We start from the raw sequence: 16,215 nt of genomic DNA on the forward strand, positions 1-16,215 counted from the left end.
GAGCATTTAGAAATTAACCTGGAGACCAAATAATAATTGCGTGGTGGATGGATAATAAGACAAACTGTTGTTCACGCCCGGATACAGGCCATTCACGGGGATCAGGTCGGGATCGCCGCCGGTGAACCTGGTGAAGGTATACAGGTTCCTGGCCGTAGCGTATATGCGAAAACGTTGTACATACTTCCATTTCAGCGGCATGGAATATCCCAGGCTCACATTGTCTATCTTCACGAAGCTGCCAGGCTCGAGGAAGTAGTCAGACAGGGCCGATGCCGTGCCGGCATTGGTGAGCTTTGAATAACGGCTACCATTATACGCAGATGTGAGCACATTGGCATCGGCTTGTGTGGCGGGCGTGCCGAGATAGAACGCGACGGTGTTGAATACCTTGTATCCGAAGGCGCCGCGCAGGAAGATGCCCAGGTCCCAGTGCTTGTAGCTGAAGTTGTTGCCCAGGCTGGCCGTGAATTGCGGCAGCCCGTTGCCCACGAATTGTTTGTCGTCATTATTGGCTTTGTCTGCGGTGATCACTTCTCCTTTTTTATTATAGACGAGCAAGGCGCCGTTGGCATCTACGCCCGCAGATCTCAGGGCATAGAAGCTGCCGATGCGCCTTCCTTCCTGCAAGCGTTGCAGGTTGCCCGGACTGCCGGGCGCCGGCATGCCCACCACATCGATATAAGTTTGCCCCTGGAAGAGATCATTGGAAAAAGAAACAAACTTGTTGCTGTTAGTAGCGCCTGCAAAAGAGAGACGATAATCGAAATCCTTTTGCTTTACCACGGCTGCATTCAGTTGCAGCTCGAGGCCCGCGTTCTTCATCGTACCCACGTTGGCGTAGGTTTGCCCTTGTATATTGGGAGGATTGGATACGGAATAATATCCCAACAGGTCTTTATTGGTACGTATGTAATAATTGATACTACCGCTGATGCGGCTGTTCAATACTTCAAAGTCCAGCCCTGCATTGAAGTTGAGCGCTTTCTCCCAACGCAGGTCGTAGTTGGTGTTCTGGCTGGGGCCCCACACCTGGTAGGTGACGCCGTTGAAAAGATAATACCCGTATCCGCTGTAAGTATCGAGCGACAGGTAATTGCCGAAGTCCTGGTTGCCGGTTACGCCATAGTCGGCCCGTAACTTCAGTTCATTCAGCCAGGGGATGCCTTGCAGGAATCTTTCCTGTGCGATGCGCCAGGCAACAGCAACAGCGGGGAAGTTGCCCCACTTGTTGTTACGCCCGAACTTGGAAGAGCCTTCTCTTCTGATGCTGGCAGACAGATAATACTTCTGATCAAACTCATAATTTATCCTGCCGAAAAAAGCGATCAGTCTGGAGCTGTTCTTTTCTGATTCTACCCCGTTCTGTCCTTTCTCCAGGTTCCAGAGGCCGGAGCCGAGATTGTTGTAGGTGAGTACATCAGAAGGAAAATTTTCATTGGAAGCTTTCAATCTTGAATACACAAATTGCTGATAGGAGTACCCGGCGAGCAGTTTGATGGCGTGTTTGCCGGTATTGATCCCGTAGTTGCCGATCCATTCGAAGGTCTTCTGATCATTCTCGCTATATTCCTGCGAGCCGCTGTTACGGCCGGTTCCACCATTGCTGACGGATACATTGGTGTTGGTGCTGGGCGTGAAATTCATGTTGTGAAAAACTGAATTTACCTGGCCTACTGTGAGGATGGTATTGAATCCTTTGAACAGATTGGCTTTAAAGGATCCATTGATATCAAGGTATTTGATCTCTTGTTGCGAGAGCACTGTTTTCGCGGCTTCCAGCGGATTGTTGGCAAAGAAGCCTGTTTTGATATAGGCATATCTTCCTGTGCTGTCAAAAGGAGAAAGCGTAGGATTGAGTGTCAGCGCATAATTGAAGGCGGAATAATCGGCGAGATTGGTTTTGGCCATACGTGGCGCTACGTTCAGCGTTACGTTATAGAGGCCGTTTGCCGCGTTGTGATTGAGGTTCAGCCTTGCGCCATATTCTTCTTTGGAAGAACGGTAGTCGATCCCGTTGGCTTTCCGGTAATCGGCAGAAGCCATATAGTTTGTACGTTCGGAGCCGCCGGAGAATTGCAGGGTATGTTTTTGGGAGATGGCAGGATCGCGGCTGACGGTTTTCAGCCAATCCGTATTCCCGCCGAAATCTACGCCACGCTTATGTTCCAGGAATTGTTCCCGGCTCAGTACATGCAGCTTGTTGGTGATAAAGTCGAGGCCGAGGTAACCATCATAGAAGAGGCGTGATTCGGCCGTGCCTCTTTTGGTGGTGATCACAATAACGCCGTTGCTGCCACGCGTGCCGTAGATGGCAGAAGCGGCGCCGCCTTTGAGTACATCGATGGATTCTATATCGTTCTGATTCAGGTTATCGATATTACCGCCCGGAACGCCGTTGATCACGTAGAGTGGCCCCAGTCCGGCATTGCGGGAGGATACGCCGCGGAGCTGTATCACCGGCGTGGAGTTAGGATCTGCGGCAGCTGTATTGGAAACCGTGAGACCGGCCACCTTGCCTTGTAAAGACATCAATGCGCCATTGCCGCCAACAGAAAGCAGGTCTTTGGCCGTGATATGCGTGATGGCGCTGGGTACTTCTTTTTTATTCAGGGTACCATAACCAACGCTGACGACATTAACGCTCCCCAGGCTTAGACTGGATGGCGGCAGCGCTATATCAATGTACTGGCGGTTCCCGACCGTTATCGACCTTTCTGTATACCCGATGAAACTGACGATGATGGTGAAAGCGCCAGCGTTGCGCGGCAAGGCAAATTCTCCTTTTTCATTGGTGACCGTACCTTTGGTGGTTCCTTTCACGGTGATCGTTGCGCCGCCGAGTGGCAGCCCGGTTTCATCCGTCACCCTTCCACGCAATATGCCTGGCGGCTGCGTGGTATCTGCGGCAATGTTGTTGCGCGCAGGTTTGATGAAGATAACTTTGTCGCGGATCTCGAATGTGAGCGGCAATCCTTTGAGACATTGATCCAGCGCGCTGTTGAGGCTGGCCTCATGTATTTCTACGCTTACCCTGGTAGATTTATCCACCAGCGATTCATTCCATAGAAAGGAGAAGCCTGTTTGCGCCTCGATCTGCCTGAAGATCTTTTCCAGTGTAACGTTCCGGGCTACGATGGTGACGCCCTGGGAATACCCTGCCGCACATACGTGAAGCGCTCCTGCGAGCAGCAGTACAACGGTAAGTTTTGCAGTGGGAAAGAGCCGGGTGATGACGTGGAATTTGCTGGCAATAGCTTTGCCATACGCATGAAGTTGCATACTTTTGTTGAATTGGGTTTTGAAAGTTAAACAGTCGTCTTTACTAGAATCTGGTTGAATTAGCTGACAAACCTGCTTGCAAAGGACTCTGATAGCCGTCAGGGTCCTTTCTGTTAAGGCTTGTCTGCCTGGTAGCATTATCTTTTCATAACTGGTCTGTATTTACTTTTTTTGAATAACGTGTTTACGGGAATATCGTCACTGTTTTTCCGCTGGCCTGGTAATGGACGCCGTTCTCTTCCAGGAACCCGAGCACGACAGACAGGTTAACATTGCGGTGCAGGGAGCCGCCGATCCGCAGTGCTGGCACTTTTCCGGCATAGACAATATCTACGTCGTACCACCTGGAAATGCTGCGCATTAATCCCGCGAAATCCTCGTTGCTTAATATCAGCTTATCTTTTGTCCATGCGATGACTGGTTCAGTATCTACTGTTTTGGTTGATAGCGTTCCCGAGCTTTTGTCGATAGTGGCCTGTGTTCCGGGGCTCAGCACTACTGCCTGGTTGCCGGTTTGCAGTTTTACGGCGCCGGTTAATAACGTGGTATTGGTATTGTTTTCATCTTCATAGTCGGCGATATTGAAATGTGTGCCCAGCACAGTGATCTTGCTGCCGTGAAGTTGTACGATAAAAGGAGCTGCCGGATTTTGCGCTACTTCAAAATAGGCTTCGCCACTCAGTTCCACTTTGCGTTCTTTCGTTGTGAAGCCGGTAGGGAAGCGGATCTTGCTGCCTGCGTTCAGCCATACCTGCGTGCCGTCGGCCAGCGCCAGTTTGAATTGCCGGCCTCTTGGCGTTGATACCGTATTATAAACAGTTGCTTCCGTAACAAGATCGCCTTGTTGCTGGTAGCTGAGTTGGCCGCTTGTTTTTTGCAGGGTGGCTTGTCCCTGGCGTGTGGGCAGGGCGGCATCCATGCTATCCAGCTGTACCTGGCGGCCATTGGCTAGCGTTAGTATGGCGCCATTTTTTCCTGGCGGCGCATCGAAGACCGTGGGCTGGGGCGCGCGTGCCGGCCGTAAGATAACATAAGCCGTTATCGCGATCAGCAGCGCCACCGATGCCGCAGCAAGGCTTTTCCAGAAGGGGAAGGCCCGCTTGCGGGCTTGCATGTGTTCCTGCATTTCCGCAAATACGATTGCGGGATCATAATCATTGGCCGCGCTGGCATAAGCTGGATCGTTAAAAGTTTCATCCAGCCATTCATCCATCACATCAGCATGGCGCGCTTGCCCGATGTATTGATAAAGCAGCGGAATGTCATGCGCATCCAATGTGCCATCTCTATATTTCCGTAATAATTGCAGGAACTCATTTTTCTCCCGGGCATTCATTTACCAAGCTGTTTATTGTTATAGACGGATGAGTAGAGAAAAGGAAAACATCTTTTTTAAAAAAAATGAACAAAAAAATAGCAGAGATACAAAAGCGTCATGATAAGCCGGTAGCTGGGTTCATTCATCAGCGCTTTCCGGAGCAGGAGGAGGGCGCGCACCATATAGGTTTTGGAAGACAGGGGAGAGATGTCCAGTCGCTCGCCGATCTCTTTATGGCTTAGCCCTTCGAGATGCGCGAGGGTAAATACCTGTTGCAGTTTCGGGGGGAGGCTGTTGATGGCGCTCATCAAACGGTTGTTCAGTTGTTTGTGTTCCAGCATCTCCTGCGGTGAGCTTGGCTGTCCCGAGAAATAATGCAGCAGGAACTCTTTGTTGGATTCGCGGAATACCTTGGCCCTGAGATCGTCTCTTACCATATTGCGGGCGATCGTGAAGAGATAAGCGGTGAAGTTCTTCACTTCTCCCAGCTTATACCTGTTGTCCCATACTTTGAGAAAGATATCCTGGCTCAGGTCTTTGGCCAGTTCGGGAGATTTCGTCAGATAGAGGCAGGCGCCGAAAATCTGCTTCCAGTGAATGTTGAACAATTGCTGAAATGCTTGCTGGTCGCCTTCTGCCACCAGCTGTAATAATTCCTGTTCTGTATTTAAGCGCTCGTTATTCAAAAGATTTCCAGGTACTGACCAATCAAAAATAAAAAGTCCTTTCAATAGAGCGGACATTTTTTTGAAAATACAAAGCCCGGCCAGATCATCTCCGCCCGGGCTTTGTATTTTCAAGGTGTTATTATTTAGACAAGGCGCGGAATACCGTATTCGTATAGTTGGAATCGAGATTAGCGGCATATACCATGATACCTGCCTTTTTTCCGCTGGCTGGTTGCCATTTCGCGGCGGCCGTATCGTTCGCGAGATTTTTGAACTGGCTTTCTGCTGAAACGCCCACCATCACTTTGGATACGCCTATGTAGTTCGACCATTGTGTGAAACGGGATACATAGTCGCCCCAGTAGCCCATGTCCTCTACAAAGTTGACATACTTTGCCACGCTGGTATCCTTGCCGATGGCGCCGCCTTCAGGCGCTCCGGAATAGATGGCCGCAGTGTATAATGTAGCAGGCTTGTTAGACAGCGGCCCGAAATATGCGCCCAGCCCCTTCAGAAGAGCGCGATAGCTGGCATTGTTGGTAGCACCGTGCTCAATGTCCAGGGCAATGCCGTCCAGTTTCAGGGAATCCAGTACGTACCTTTTTGTTTGCGAGATGAACTGGGTATTATTCAGCACGACGCCGTTGTACGTTGTGAAAGGCTTGTTGGTGCTCCATCCGGCGTTATCGTCTACATTCATCAATACTTTCACGCCCCTGCTTTGCAGTATCCGTACATCATACATCACGGCGCCATAACTTTTGTAATACTGGTTGCCGAAGATGATATCATTGCCGGTATATTTAGTACTGTCAACGAAGCGCCATTCATGCGCCTCGAAGAGCACGACTACAGTGGCTTCGCGGGCAAAGTCGATCAGGCGCGGGCCGCCATTGTCGAAGGCATAATAGGCGACTTTGTAGGGTGGACCAGCGAGTAATTCGGTGCTGGCAGTGGAATGGGAGGGGGGCGTGCTTATCAATGGGTCCTGTTTTTTGCAGGAGAAAAGGGCTAACGCGGCTAACAGCGGTAATACTTTTTTCATAACAGATGATTTAGGGTGATAAAATATAGGATGCCAAACTAAAAGACGGACGAGTAGAAAAAATGGACACCTTTAAAATAAAAAAGGCTTGTAAGCAGCTGCTCACAAGCCTTTCGGAGTATTTAGCGAAACTGAGTTACTTGCAGGGACCGATCGCGTCCTGTTTTTGTGCGGAGAACAGGCTGGTCAGCAGTGCTTGCCGGGCCATTTTTTCTACATAGGCTCTTCTGGCATCTGACGAAGCGGTGGCCAGGTTGCCCTGGATATCTGCGCTGGCGATGGTTGTCATGCGTTCAACGCCGTTTATGTCGATCTGCCAGGTGCGGCCTCCTCCGGCAATGGCGGCTATTACTTCAAGCCGGACGGTCCCTACGTCGATCCGGAAGGGCGGCAGGCGCCAGATGTCAAAAAATGTCAGCTGTGCAATTGCTTTCTCTGCATCCTGCTGCTGCTGGGAGTTGGGGCTTTGATAGTTTTGAACAGATCCTGCTGCTACAATGTTGATGACACAATCGGGGTCATTAAATGCCGCGGTAGCAGACGCGCCGGGCGTGCTTTTTTCCTGAGGATTCATAAGATAACATTTAAAGGGTAAAAGAATAGCATGATGGATTCCGGGGGCAAAAACGGGGATTGTTTCAGGCAGAGATATGAAGATACTATTTTTCTTCTTTCAAAGAACGACGCACATGTTTTTCTTTGTCGGGCATAGCGCGCGCCGGATAATGGAGTGGTTTACTTAGTGGGAGACAGCTTTGTATTACGATGAGTTCTTCTCATCTCTCTTCTATATAATACAAATCCTATTGGCATGGGCAACCAAAAAGACAATAGCCGGTAGAGCAGTGTAACAACAACAGAGGCGCCTGCGGGCATGCCCAGGTGAACAAAAAAGAACACCATACTGCTTTCATACAAAACAAGCGATCCGGGTGAAACGGGCAGGATGGAAATGATGCGGGTGCTGATAAATGCCAGTATCACCACGAAAGGAGCAGCGCTGATGCCCGTTCCGCGGAACAATGCATACACGGTAAAACTGTCGGCAGTCACCATCAACAGCTGAAACAGCACGCTCACCATTACTTTGCGGCGATGTGTTTTCAGGAAAGTAAATTCCCGTCCGCCGCTTTTGGGGAAGTCGAACGACAGGTGCTTGCCGATAAATTTTATCTGTTTGATTTTCTTAAACAGGTGAACGATAAATTTTTTCCTGCTGGCAAATATGATCAAAGCGCCCAGCAGCAAGAAGATCAGGATGCCGCCAGTCAAAACGCCTTTGAACAGTTGTGGTGTTTTGTAAACAAAGATGCAGATGAAGAGTGAGGAGATGATCAGTATTTCCAGTGCGCAATAATAGCATACCAGCTCTATCGCGATCAGCGAGATGCGGTCTGCTGCATGCATTTTAAATCTTTTCAGGAACCTGAAGATAAAAGTATTGCCGCTGATGCCGCCGCTTGGCACGGCCTGGTTAAAGAACAGGGATATAAGGCTGGCCTTCATCATTTCCCATAGCGGAGGGTACCGTTGTAATGGAAATGATTTCATTAGCAGGCGGTACACCAATGCGGCGAAGAGATAGGTCAGCAGTTGTGAGCAGATGGCCATGGCGAGCCAATAACCATTCACTTTTCCGAGGAGCAGTACTTCTTTTTTGATATCAGGGAAATAATGGACGATCAGCACCACTGCGAAAACAAGGAATACAAGGGACCATACCCAGTAAGCCGGTTTTATTTTTTCTTTTGAGGAAGTCATTATTTGAATTGCTCATGATGCAGCCTCCAAAGGCCGTGCCTATTGGTACGGCAGGGTTCCTGTGCCGCCAGATTTGCTGGAAACATGAATTGTTGTCCCGCAAATGCGGTGCCGTAAAAAGTATGTTATTATCTAGCAATTAGAATAAATCTCTATTCATTACATTTTTTCTATTTTCATCCAACTAATCATCAACGAAAATAACCCACATGCGATACTTATCCGTTATTGGCAGCCTAGCACTGCTGACCTTCCATGTAACAATTGCCACCGCACAAATAAAGGCCCTCAATGGAAAGAGCATTCCGGATGAAGCAATGGACCGGTTTCTGAAAAAAGCAATGGACTCTTTTCATATACCGGGATTATCCATTGCTTTTATCAATAACAGCAAAATAGTGTACCACCGTGCACTAGGTTATGCAGATATCGCTTCAGCAAAAAAAACGGACGACGAGAGCTTGTTTGAGGCAGCCTCTATGAGCAAAACTGTTTTTGCCTTCTTTATTCTCAAAATGGCGGAAAAAGGAGTGATTGCGCTGGATACCCCTTTGTATACCTATCTTCCCAACCCTGATCTTGCTTATGATGAAAGATACAAGCTTATCACCGCCAGGATGGTGCTGGAGCATACTACAGGTATGCCCAATTGGCGTGAATACGATCTGGCAGACTCTTCCCTGCATATCAAAAAAGGCATGCTTTATCTCAAATTCAAGCCGGGAAAGACTTTCTCCTATTCGGGGGAGGCATATCAATACCTGGTAGATGTGATCGCGCACTTATTGCATACCAGCGTTACAGACCTTGGTGATATTGTATACCGCGAAGTTTGTGCGCCGCTGGGAATGAAGCACGCCTATTTTTCCTGGAATGATTATGTGCGACAGCACCGCGCCACCGGATACCGGCTTGAGCATGATAGTATTAATACTCCCGGCGAGTTGAAAAAATTTGAAGCCTTCAGTGCAGCAGGCGGCTTGCGCACCAGCGCGCTGGATTACGCAAACTTCATCATAGCCTTGCTGGAAAAAAGGGGGCTGAAGAAAAGTTCTTTCCGGGAAATGTTGAAGCCTGGCGTATATCTAACGGATACGGCCATGATAAAAGACACCGGAGAAGCGTGGGGGCTTGGGCTTGCCATCAAACATACACCCTATGGCGTAAGATATATGCATAGCGGGAACAATGGCGACTACACCGCATATTTTGTTATCTACAATGAAAAAAGATCCGGATTTGTTTTTCTTGTGAATAACAGTGAGGCCGGAGAATTATTCGATACGCTGCTGCCTTTGTTTACAGATGGTGTGTCTGGAATAAAGAGTAACTAACATAAAGCGTCGCAGGCTGCCTGCTACGGCGCCAGCGTTTTATAATGGTATTCAAACAGCAAATTCATCTCCTTAAATTCCTGCGTTTGTGCGTAGCCGTTACCCAGCATGGTGTACGTTGCTGCCGAACTTAGGGGCGCCGCATCATTATGGGTGTACCGCAGGAATGAAACGTAGTGCTCACTGCCCAGGAAAGGGTACATGGCATTGCGGGGGAGAGGAAACACCTCGCCGGCCAATGATCGCAGTAGTAAGGGATTCCGCGCTACAACGCGGAAAAGGGGATTGGTATAAGGACCATATTCCATATCATACTGCAACTTTTTTTTTACCTCCGGACTGTTGAGGACAAGGAAATAATTGATATCCTGTAGCCGGCTGATATCATTTTCTTTGAAATCGTATTGCAGAAACATCAGGGATTTCAGTACAATAGCGCCCAGGTGCCTGATGGTATCCCTTGTTCCGGCAAGGTTTATTTGTTGTTGTGCATTCAGTTGGTAAAAGGAAGTATCGCGGCCGGACATCTCAACGCCATAGGCGCGGTACATTACGCTATAGATGACCATTTTGCCTGCCAGCCAAACTACAGAATCTGTTTGTGTAAGGTCGCGGATATTGGCCCGCAGTTCGCTGAAATACCCTGCGCCGGTAATATAGCCATTGGCGTTATAAGTATACCTGGTGTAGTTTTGCCAGTGATGATAGGTTTTCGTATAGTCCCATTTTTCAATTACCTGCCCAAGACTGTTATAGACCAAGCTGTCGCGCGGAACACCATTCAGATAAATGGACACCACCACTTCCTGCTTATCTGGCGGCCGCGGGGGATTTGCAACAGGATGATCTTTACGGCATTGCCAGGAAAGCACGGCCAGCAACAGCATCGTGAAATGGTATGTAAAGGGTTTTGTAAACAAACGCATATCGTTCCCGGTTTAAATACCTGGTACCAGTTAAAGATACGTCTTCGGCATGCGGGAAGGTTGGGGCGGCAAACCATCATCTTTCAGAAACTTATCCAGGTATGATACACTGCCCGTCAATATATCATACCTGGATGAGGGTGGCGCTATTTTTTTAAAGAAGGCAGCAGTTCGGCCAGCTGGTCGAGACCCATGGTGAACCCTTCTTTGAATCCCATCTGGATCATGGTTTCCAGGTGGGCCACATCTTCGTAAGTGATGAGTATATCCACCAGTGTTACAGCATCTTTTTCCGTGAAAGTCAGATTCCATTTAGATTGGGGGAAATCTTTGTTGATGTTGCCGTCGGCATCAGCGAAGCCGCTACGGCAGATAAATTGCTTTTGTGGCTGAACGCTTTCAAACTCGGCGTAGCTCCAGTGTTCTTCGCCCTGAGGCCCTACCATGGCGTAGAGCCAGCGGCCGCCGTCCCGGAAGTCCATAGATTTTGTCCTTGCTTTCCAGGGCTTGGGTCCCCACCATTGGTCGAGGATCTCGCTTTTCGTATAGGCGTCCCACACTAAAGAGCGTTCAGCAGCAAACTCTCTTTTCACATGAATGGATTTGTTCTCCTTATTTACAGAGAAGTCAAATGCTAAATTGTTGTTCATTTTCATTGCTTTTTTATAGTTAACAAATATATCTCATGATTAATTGGCAACTGTTCGGTTGCAAATATAAAAGCAACCAATCAGTTGCGCAAATTTATTTTTGTGTTATATGTAAGATTCACGGAAGTTTGGCTTTCTGTAAAAAAGGAATTGTTATGCCCGTTAAAAGAGGATTGTTATTGATGGAAATTGATCACTTTGCCTGGCTGGAATATAAAGACAAGGACCAATGCTCCATGTAGACCAGCTCATTTTTGATTACCTGAAAGATAAAGACCTGATAGATTAGAAAATTTGAGCGTTTGGTCTTGGAGATAATGAAATTCGTCGAGCATTTTAATGCCGCTTACTTCTTTTGCTTAACTTGAAGCTATTGTTGAAACCCGGTTGACAAATTTTATTCTGTACTTTTTTATTCACCCAAAACCCTTTCTCATGAAAAAGAAACCCTCAAAAAAACTTCATCTCGTCAAAATCAAAGTTTCCAAATTGTCTGCAGCAGATGCCAAAGACGAACCTGTAACCGGTACTACCAGACCAACATTGGGAATTGCCTGTAGTATTCTTTATTGCAATGCACGATAAGAATATTAGCGTTAATATTGAGAGCCGGCCAGCCGGCTCTCAATATTTTCATAACAAGCATAATAACAATATTGCAGCGATGGTCATCAATATGAAAGTAAATGCGCCCAAAATATTTTCCCATTTTTTGTTTGTCTTATCCTTCATGATCCGCTTATTATTGCAGATGTGCAATATTATCAGCAACAGGACGGGGGTTGTTAATCCATATAAAACTGCTGTATAAAAAAGCCCCTGTATGGGCGTGATCCCGATATAATTAATGGCTATGCCCAATACCAGGGAAATAGCGATGATAGTATAAAAGACGGTGGCTTGATGGAACTTTTTATCGAGCCCTTGTTCCCACCCGAATGTTTCCGCTAAAATATATGATAAGGAACCGCTGAGCACAGGTATTGCCAACATACCGGTGCCAAATACGCCTATGGCAAACAGGTAATAAGAGAATCTTCCGGCAATAGGCCTTAGCGCACTCGCTGCCTGCTCTACAGTCAGGATATGGCGTATGCCGTGCGTATATAATGTGCTGCCGCAGGTGAGAATAATGAACAGCATAACGATGTTGGAGAAGAACATGCCTGTGGTCACATCCTGCCAGATATCGGCCAGTATATGTTTGTTAACAACAACCCGCCGCGTATAATGTTTTATGTTTTCGGCTTCCATATTGGCCTGCCAGAAAAAGAGGTAGGGAGACAGGGTAGTGCCTAAAATGGCCACCAATACTTCAATGTAGTCTTTGGAAAATGAGATTTGCGGCAGGAAGATAGCCTTTATCGCTGCTGTCCAGTCGGTATTTAACAGGAAGGGAACGATCAGGTATGCTATCAGTGTCAGACAGGTATATTTAAGTATACTGGCTATCTTCTGATAGGAAAAGAAAATCATGCACAGCATAATAAGAACACTGAAAAGGATACAGAATACGTAAGCGGGGATAGCGGGTATGATCAGCGTAGCCACGGCGCCCATGCCTGCTATATCCGCCCCGATATTTAATACAATAGCAGGGAAACTTGTCAGTATCACCAGCCATAGTATCCATTTGGGGTAGTGCTGCCGCAGTACGCCTGTCAGCCCTTGTTTTGTTACCACGCCTATGCGGGCGCACATGCCCTGCACTGCCACCATCAGCGGGAAGGTGACCAGGGCTGTCCATAAGGTCATAAACCCGAATTGCGCCCCGGCTTGTGAATAGGTAGTAATGCCAGATGGATCATCGTCACTTGCGCCCGTTATAAGCCCGGGGCCCAGGATCTTGAAATACCTTTTCATATTTTTCATGGTGAACCGGGTCCCGGGTGCTGTACACTTTTTTTTCATGTGGGGTAAATATATCCGGTTTACAGGAGCAGAAATCCGGCCAAGGCCGGATACCCTGAAGAATGGCCGCTTATCAGGCACTGTAAGTTTAAAACTGCGGAACTATATACTCATTTGATGGGGAATTATAGCATCATTGTTTGCAGGCCTTTTAGCCGGCATTGTCGTATAGCCGACGACGTAAGGCGCCCGGGCGTGGCATAATAACAAAAAGATAATGTGATAGATGATATCCAAATATAGTATTATCTACTGTGATCAAGACAACAGTCAGTATACCTAACTTTGAATGACCCTGCTGTCATTATTGTAAATAATAAATTAAAAAATACTTTCTATGAACGCCCCTGATAGCAAGTCCTGTCCTCATTTGCATGCCAGGAGAGATGAAGATGTGCATCACCCTTATATGTGCGCTGCTGAAATAATAGCGCAATTTTTCCCGCCAAATATTTCCGCATCAGCATTTGGCCTCTCAGATACTATCACTGCATTTTATGGACTGGTGCTGCAAAGAGCGGCACTGCTGAATGGCCCCGGTATGATAGATGCCTTATCGCAGGCCGCTATTTATGAGCTGGGCAAACGCAAAACAGCCGAGGCTTTGGATGCCTGTCCTGACCTGGATAAAGATGCACGCAGTGTTTTCCTCATCCTGATCATCGCTTTTTTTTCTTCCAGTACTGAATGCAAATTTAAAGTGGTCGAATTTAAACCGGAACTGGTCAGAGTAGTCATTAAAGGAGTAGACCACTACCACAGGATGGCGACTGAATTAAATATAGTAACGCATCTTACATGGCCGGTCTTCCTTCCATTTCTCAGGGGAGCCATCGATATGATCTCATCACAGCTGTTTGTTTACGCGCAGATAAATCAACTTGCGGATGATAGTAGTTGTAATTATGAGTTGACGATCCGGCATGAGGTGGAAAGCCGGCAAGCGCCCATATCGCAGATCGCGATGACGCCTCCCTTCTTCACACTGCCCGAAGGGAAAATAAGTAGTTATGGTCATCTGTTATACGCCCCCATTGGTCATGCACATGATTTCGAAGCAGCTGACTTTGTAAATCTGATAAAAACGCAAGTGTCTATGGAGGCTTACAATAATGAAAGGATACATCAACCCCGCAGCACGCAATATATGTCGGGGATATCGTTCAGAGCCATCAGGTGCGGCGCTTTTGAAAGGGACACGGAGTTTAATATGCTGGTAGAAAGCCAGCTGGTAAATAACCGCAAGCGAAAAAGCACTGCGAAGATATTGACTGACCGCGGCGAACAGGTCTATCAGCTTCTCTTCCATTATTATTCACTGGATGAAACAACATTCCAGGAAAAATTTGAAACGATAAAAACAACCGAACCTGTCATACCGGCAACAGGCGAATTGCCTTTGCCGCGCATTAAGCGGACAAACTTTACAGATCCCTACGCTTACCGCGCGGTGCTGTCTCCTTTCGAATATGAACATTGCGCCGGGCACTTTCCTGGCTATCCTCTCGTGCCGGTATTATTGGTGTATCAGTGTATGGCAACGGAAGATGAAAAATGGTTGAGAGAGCAGATAGAGATACCATCTTCCATAAGGCCGGTGGTGGATAATATAGAAATGTTCCCGGTGAGGATAATGCCTGTCAAAACCGTTTTTCTTGTTGATATATCTGTGTACCGCTTATCGAAGCAGGTCTTCAAGTTTGTACACAAGGTCATGGCCGTAGAAGCCCCTGCAAAATTGCATGCGATCATTACGATTGACATGGAAGTTCCGCCGCTAAGCCAGGCATAAGCCCCGTAGGGGCGAAAGCCCGGTAGGCCCGGATGCCGCGACAGATGCACAACCCTATTTTCAAACGTATATTCTTTTGCCTATGCAACTAACTGATCTATCTTCAGCAGCGTTCTTACAACATGTAGAAGAAACGCTTCGCAGTTTTGACTGCTATACTTATCCATATGAGAACATGCCCAGGGCCGACTGGCAAAAGTTGGTGAAGGCAGGCATTGTTCATCCCATCATCCCCCGCGCATACGGTGGCAGGGAAAGCCATGAGGAAATGGTGCGGGTGATGGAAAGAGCGGCTTATTATAATCTCTCGCTGGCGATGTATGTGCTTACGCAGGATGTCATCGTTTGCCGCAATATTGCCGCTTTCGGGCACGATGACCTGCAAAGGGAAGTGTTTGAGGATATCCTTGTAAACGGCGCGCTGACAGGCTTTGCTGTGGTTGATCCCGATGCGCCTTCCGGCATTTCCACTATGAGAACTTTATATGAAACAGTAGAGGGAGGATATCATATCTACGGACGCAAACACTGGCAGGGATGCAGCGCAACAGCCAACTGGTGGCTTACCCTAGCTAAAAACAAAAGCGAAGGTATAGACGGCGACAGAATGGACCTCTTCGTTCACAAGGCAAATAACGGAGCATGGCGCACTACTGAAACCTACACGCCGCTGGGCTTACGGCTCATTGATTTCGGGATGAATGAAGTGGATGCGCTGGCGCCCGGGCATGGAAAGCTGAATATCGGCCACCTCAATTTTGAAGGAGTGCTGAATCTGATAGGAGGTACGTGGTCGCAGTTCGCTGCCATGGGCGCCGGCTTTCTGCAACGCGTGCATGAATCAGCCACTGCATACGTCACGCAAAGGCAAACACGCGCTGGTACGCTGTTTCAGCTTGGTTATGTTCGTTACAGGCTGCGGGTCATCGCTGCCTGCCGGGATATATGCCGGACATTGTTTCATTATGTGCTGAACAAAACCGACATGCGGCAACCGCTAATAGCAGACCTGTTCATTCAACAGGCGATGAAGACATGCTGCGCAGACCTGATGTTCACCGGCGCCAATCATTACCTGGAACTCTGCGGTGCGGAAGGCTACCGTATCGGAGCGGCGTCCAACTTCGCCGCCACGGCGATGTTGGACGCGAGGGCATTCAGTATCCTTGGCGGCGCAAACGATCTGCTGTACGCGATGCTAACGCAATATAGTCTTCGTGCAACAAAAGCCGCAGCAGGCACGCCTTTTCATGAGGTGATCAAGCAGTTTTCGCATACTGCCGATGCCGCTGATCTTATTGAAGATAAACGGGAACTATTAGAAAAATATCCGACAGATAACCTGGAGCAAGTAACATACGGCAAAATATTGGCCCGCCTGTTTGCAGTATCCCTGATAAGAGCCTTTGGTATTGAAGCAGGACTATCCGAATCAGAACAGGCTTTTGCGATCGCACGATGTAAAATAGAGATCGACGAGGCGCTCGATGCCTTGACTTTCAGCCTGCATGCATTTACATCGTAGCGC

General features: G+C 47.9%; 12 protein-coding genes. 3 read left to right on the plus strand and 9 right to left on the minus strand.

What is annotated here, in order from left to right; all coding sequences use genetic code 11:
- Positions 1 to 6: 6 nt before the first annotated feature.
- The 6 genes from FPG75_RS08990 to FPG75_RS09015 all read right to left on the minus strand — a co-directional run bounded on the left by FPG75_RS08990 (position 7) and on the right by FPG75_RS09015 (position 8,074).
- Positions 7 to 3,282 carry a SusC/RagA family TonB-linked outer membrane protein gene (locus tag FPG75_RS08990; protein WP_143306452.1) on the minus strand — a complete coding sequence of 1,092 codons (3,276 nt, stop codon included), beginning with the start codon at positions 3,280 to 3,282 and terminating at the stop codon, positions 7 to 9.
- Positions 3,283 to 3,466: 184 nt separating this feature from the next.
- Positions 3,467 to 4,618 (minus strand): FecR family protein, encoded by a 1,152-nt coding sequence (locus FPG75_RS08995; protein ID WP_143306453.1) that lies wholly within the window; start codon positions 4,616 to 4,618, stop codon positions 3,467 to 3,469.
- 56 nt (positions 4,619 to 4,674) lie between these two features.
- Positions 4,675 to 5,286 (minus strand): RNA polymerase sigma factor, encoded by a 612-nt coding sequence (locus FPG75_RS09000; RefSeq protein WP_161596735.1) that lies wholly within the window; start codon positions 5,284 to 5,286, stop codon positions 4,675 to 4,677.
- A 121-nt stretch (positions 5,287 to 5,407) separates the two neighbouring features.
- A complete protein-coding gene (locus tag FPG75_RS09005) occupies positions 5,408 to 6,313 on the minus strand; it encodes an EndoS/ChiA family endoglycosidase (RefSeq protein ID WP_143306455.1) in 906 nt (301 codons plus the stop codon).
- 136 nt (positions 6,314 to 6,449) lie between these two features.
- The gene (locus FPG75_RS09010) at positions 6,450 to 6,887 is read right to left on the minus strand and encodes a hypothetical protein (RefSeq protein ID WP_143306456.1); all 438 of its coding nucleotides are present in this window, start codon (positions 6,885 to 6,887) and stop codon (positions 6,450 to 6,452) included.
- Positions 6,888 to 7,048: 161 nt separating this feature from the next.
- A complete protein-coding gene (locus FPG75_RS09015) occupies positions 7,049 to 8,074 on the minus strand; it encodes a lysylphosphatidylglycerol synthase transmembrane domain-containing protein (protein WP_143306457.1) in 1,026 nt (341 codons plus the stop codon).
- Between the two features lie 209 nt (positions 8,075 to 8,283).
- On the opposite strand from FPG75_RS09015, the gene FPG75_RS09020 reads away from it, so the two are divergent.
- Positions 8,284 to 9,408: a serine hydrolase domain-containing protein gene (locus FPG75_RS09020; protein WP_143306458.1), complete on the plus strand. Its 1,125-nt coding sequence runs from the start codon at positions 8,284 to 8,286 to the stop codon at positions 9,406 to 9,408.
- 23 nt (positions 9,409 to 9,431) lie between these two features.
- Here the strand turns inward: FPG75_RS09020 and FPG75_RS09025 are convergent, their stop codons facing one another.
- The 3 genes from FPG75_RS09025 to FPG75_RS09035 form a co-directional block, all read right to left on the minus strand.
- Positions 9,432 to 10,334, minus strand: coding sequence for a hypothetical protein (locus FPG75_RS09025; protein WP_143306459.1), 903 nt, complete (start codon positions 10,332 to 10,334; stop codon positions 9,432 to 9,434).
- 146 nt (positions 10,335 to 10,480) lie between these two features.
- Positions 10,481 to 10,984 carry an SRPBCC family protein gene (locus FPG75_RS09030; RefSeq protein WP_143306460.1) on the minus strand — a complete coding sequence of 168 codons (504 nt, stop codon included), beginning with the start codon at positions 10,982 to 10,984 and terminating at the stop codon, positions 10,481 to 10,483.
- 633 nt (positions 10,985 to 11,617) lie between these two features.
- The gene (locus FPG75_RS09035; RefSeq protein ID WP_236652750.1) at positions 11,618 to 12,847 is read right to left on the minus strand and encodes an NRAMP family divalent metal transporter; all 1,230 of its coding nucleotides are present in this window, start codon (positions 12,845 to 12,847) and stop codon (positions 11,618 to 11,620) included.
- A gap of 385 nt (positions 12,848 to 13,232) precedes the next feature.
- Here FPG75_RS09035 and FPG75_RS09040 point away from each other — a divergent pair, with 385 nt between their 5' ends.
- Positions 13,233 to 14,687 (plus strand): hypothetical protein, encoded by a 1,455-nt coding sequence (locus FPG75_RS09040; RefSeq protein ID WP_143306462.1) that lies wholly within the window; start codon positions 13,233 to 13,235, stop codon positions 14,685 to 14,687.
- A gap of 82 nt (positions 14,688 to 14,769) precedes the next feature.
- The gene (locus FPG75_RS09045) at positions 14,770 to 16,212 is read left to right on the plus strand and encodes an acyl-CoA dehydrogenase family protein (protein WP_143306463.1); all 1,443 of its coding nucleotides are present in this window, start codon (positions 14,770 to 14,772) and stop codon (positions 16,210 to 16,212) included.
- Positions 16,213 to 16,215: the final 3 nt, after the last annotated feature.

Origin of the sequence: Chitinophaga vietnamensis, assembly GCF_902167635.1 — a bacterium.
GTDB lineage: Bacteria > Bacteroidota > Bacteroidia > Chitinophagales > Chitinophagaceae > Chitinophaga > Chitinophaga vietnamensis.

Bases quoted from the DNA above. Each gene is read 5' to 3' on its own strand.
- FPG75_RS08990 (WP_143306452.1), bottom strand. From the start codon at position 3,282: ATGCAACTTCATGCGTATGGCAAAGCTATTGCCAGCAAATTCCACGTC.
- FPG75_RS09035 (WP_236652750.1), bottom strand. From the start codon at position 12,847: ATGAAAAGGTATTTCAAGATCCTGGGCCCCGGGCTTATAACGGGCGCA.
- FPG75_RS09005 (WP_143306455.1), bottom strand. From the start codon at position 6,313: ATGAAAAAAGTATTACCGCTGTTAGCCGCGTTAGCCCTTTTCTCCTGC.
- FPG75_RS09020 (WP_143306458.1), top strand. From the start codon at position 8,284: ATGCGATACTTATCCGTTATTGGCAGCCTAGCACTGCTGACCTTCCAT.
- FPG75_RS09040 (WP_143306462.1), top strand. From the start codon at position 13,233: ATGAACGCCCCTGATAGCAAGTCCTGTCCTCATTTGCATGCCAGGAGA.
- FPG75_RS08995 (WP_143306453.1), bottom strand. From the start codon at position 4,618: ATGAATGCCCGGGAGAAAAATGAGTTCCTGCAATTATTACGGAAATAT.
- FPG75_RS09010 (WP_143306456.1), bottom strand. From the start codon at position 6,887: ATGAATCCTCAGGAAAAAAGCACGCCCGGCGCGTCTGCTACCGCGGCA.
- FPG75_RS09015 (WP_143306457.1), bottom strand. From the start codon at position 8,074: ATGACTTCCTCAAAAGAAAAAATAAAACCGGCTTACTGGGTATGGTCC.
- FPG75_RS09025 (WP_143306459.1), bottom strand. From the start codon at position 10,334: ATGCGTTTGTTTACAAAACCCTTTACATACCATTTCACGATGCTGTTG.
- FPG75_RS09045 (WP_143306463.1), top strand. From the start codon at position 14,770: ATGCAACTAACTGATCTATCTTCAGCAGCGTTCTTACAACATGTAGAA.
- FPG75_RS09030 (WP_143306460.1), bottom strand. From the start codon at position 10,984: ATGAACAACAATTTAGCATTTGACTTCTCTGTAAATAAGGAGAACAAA.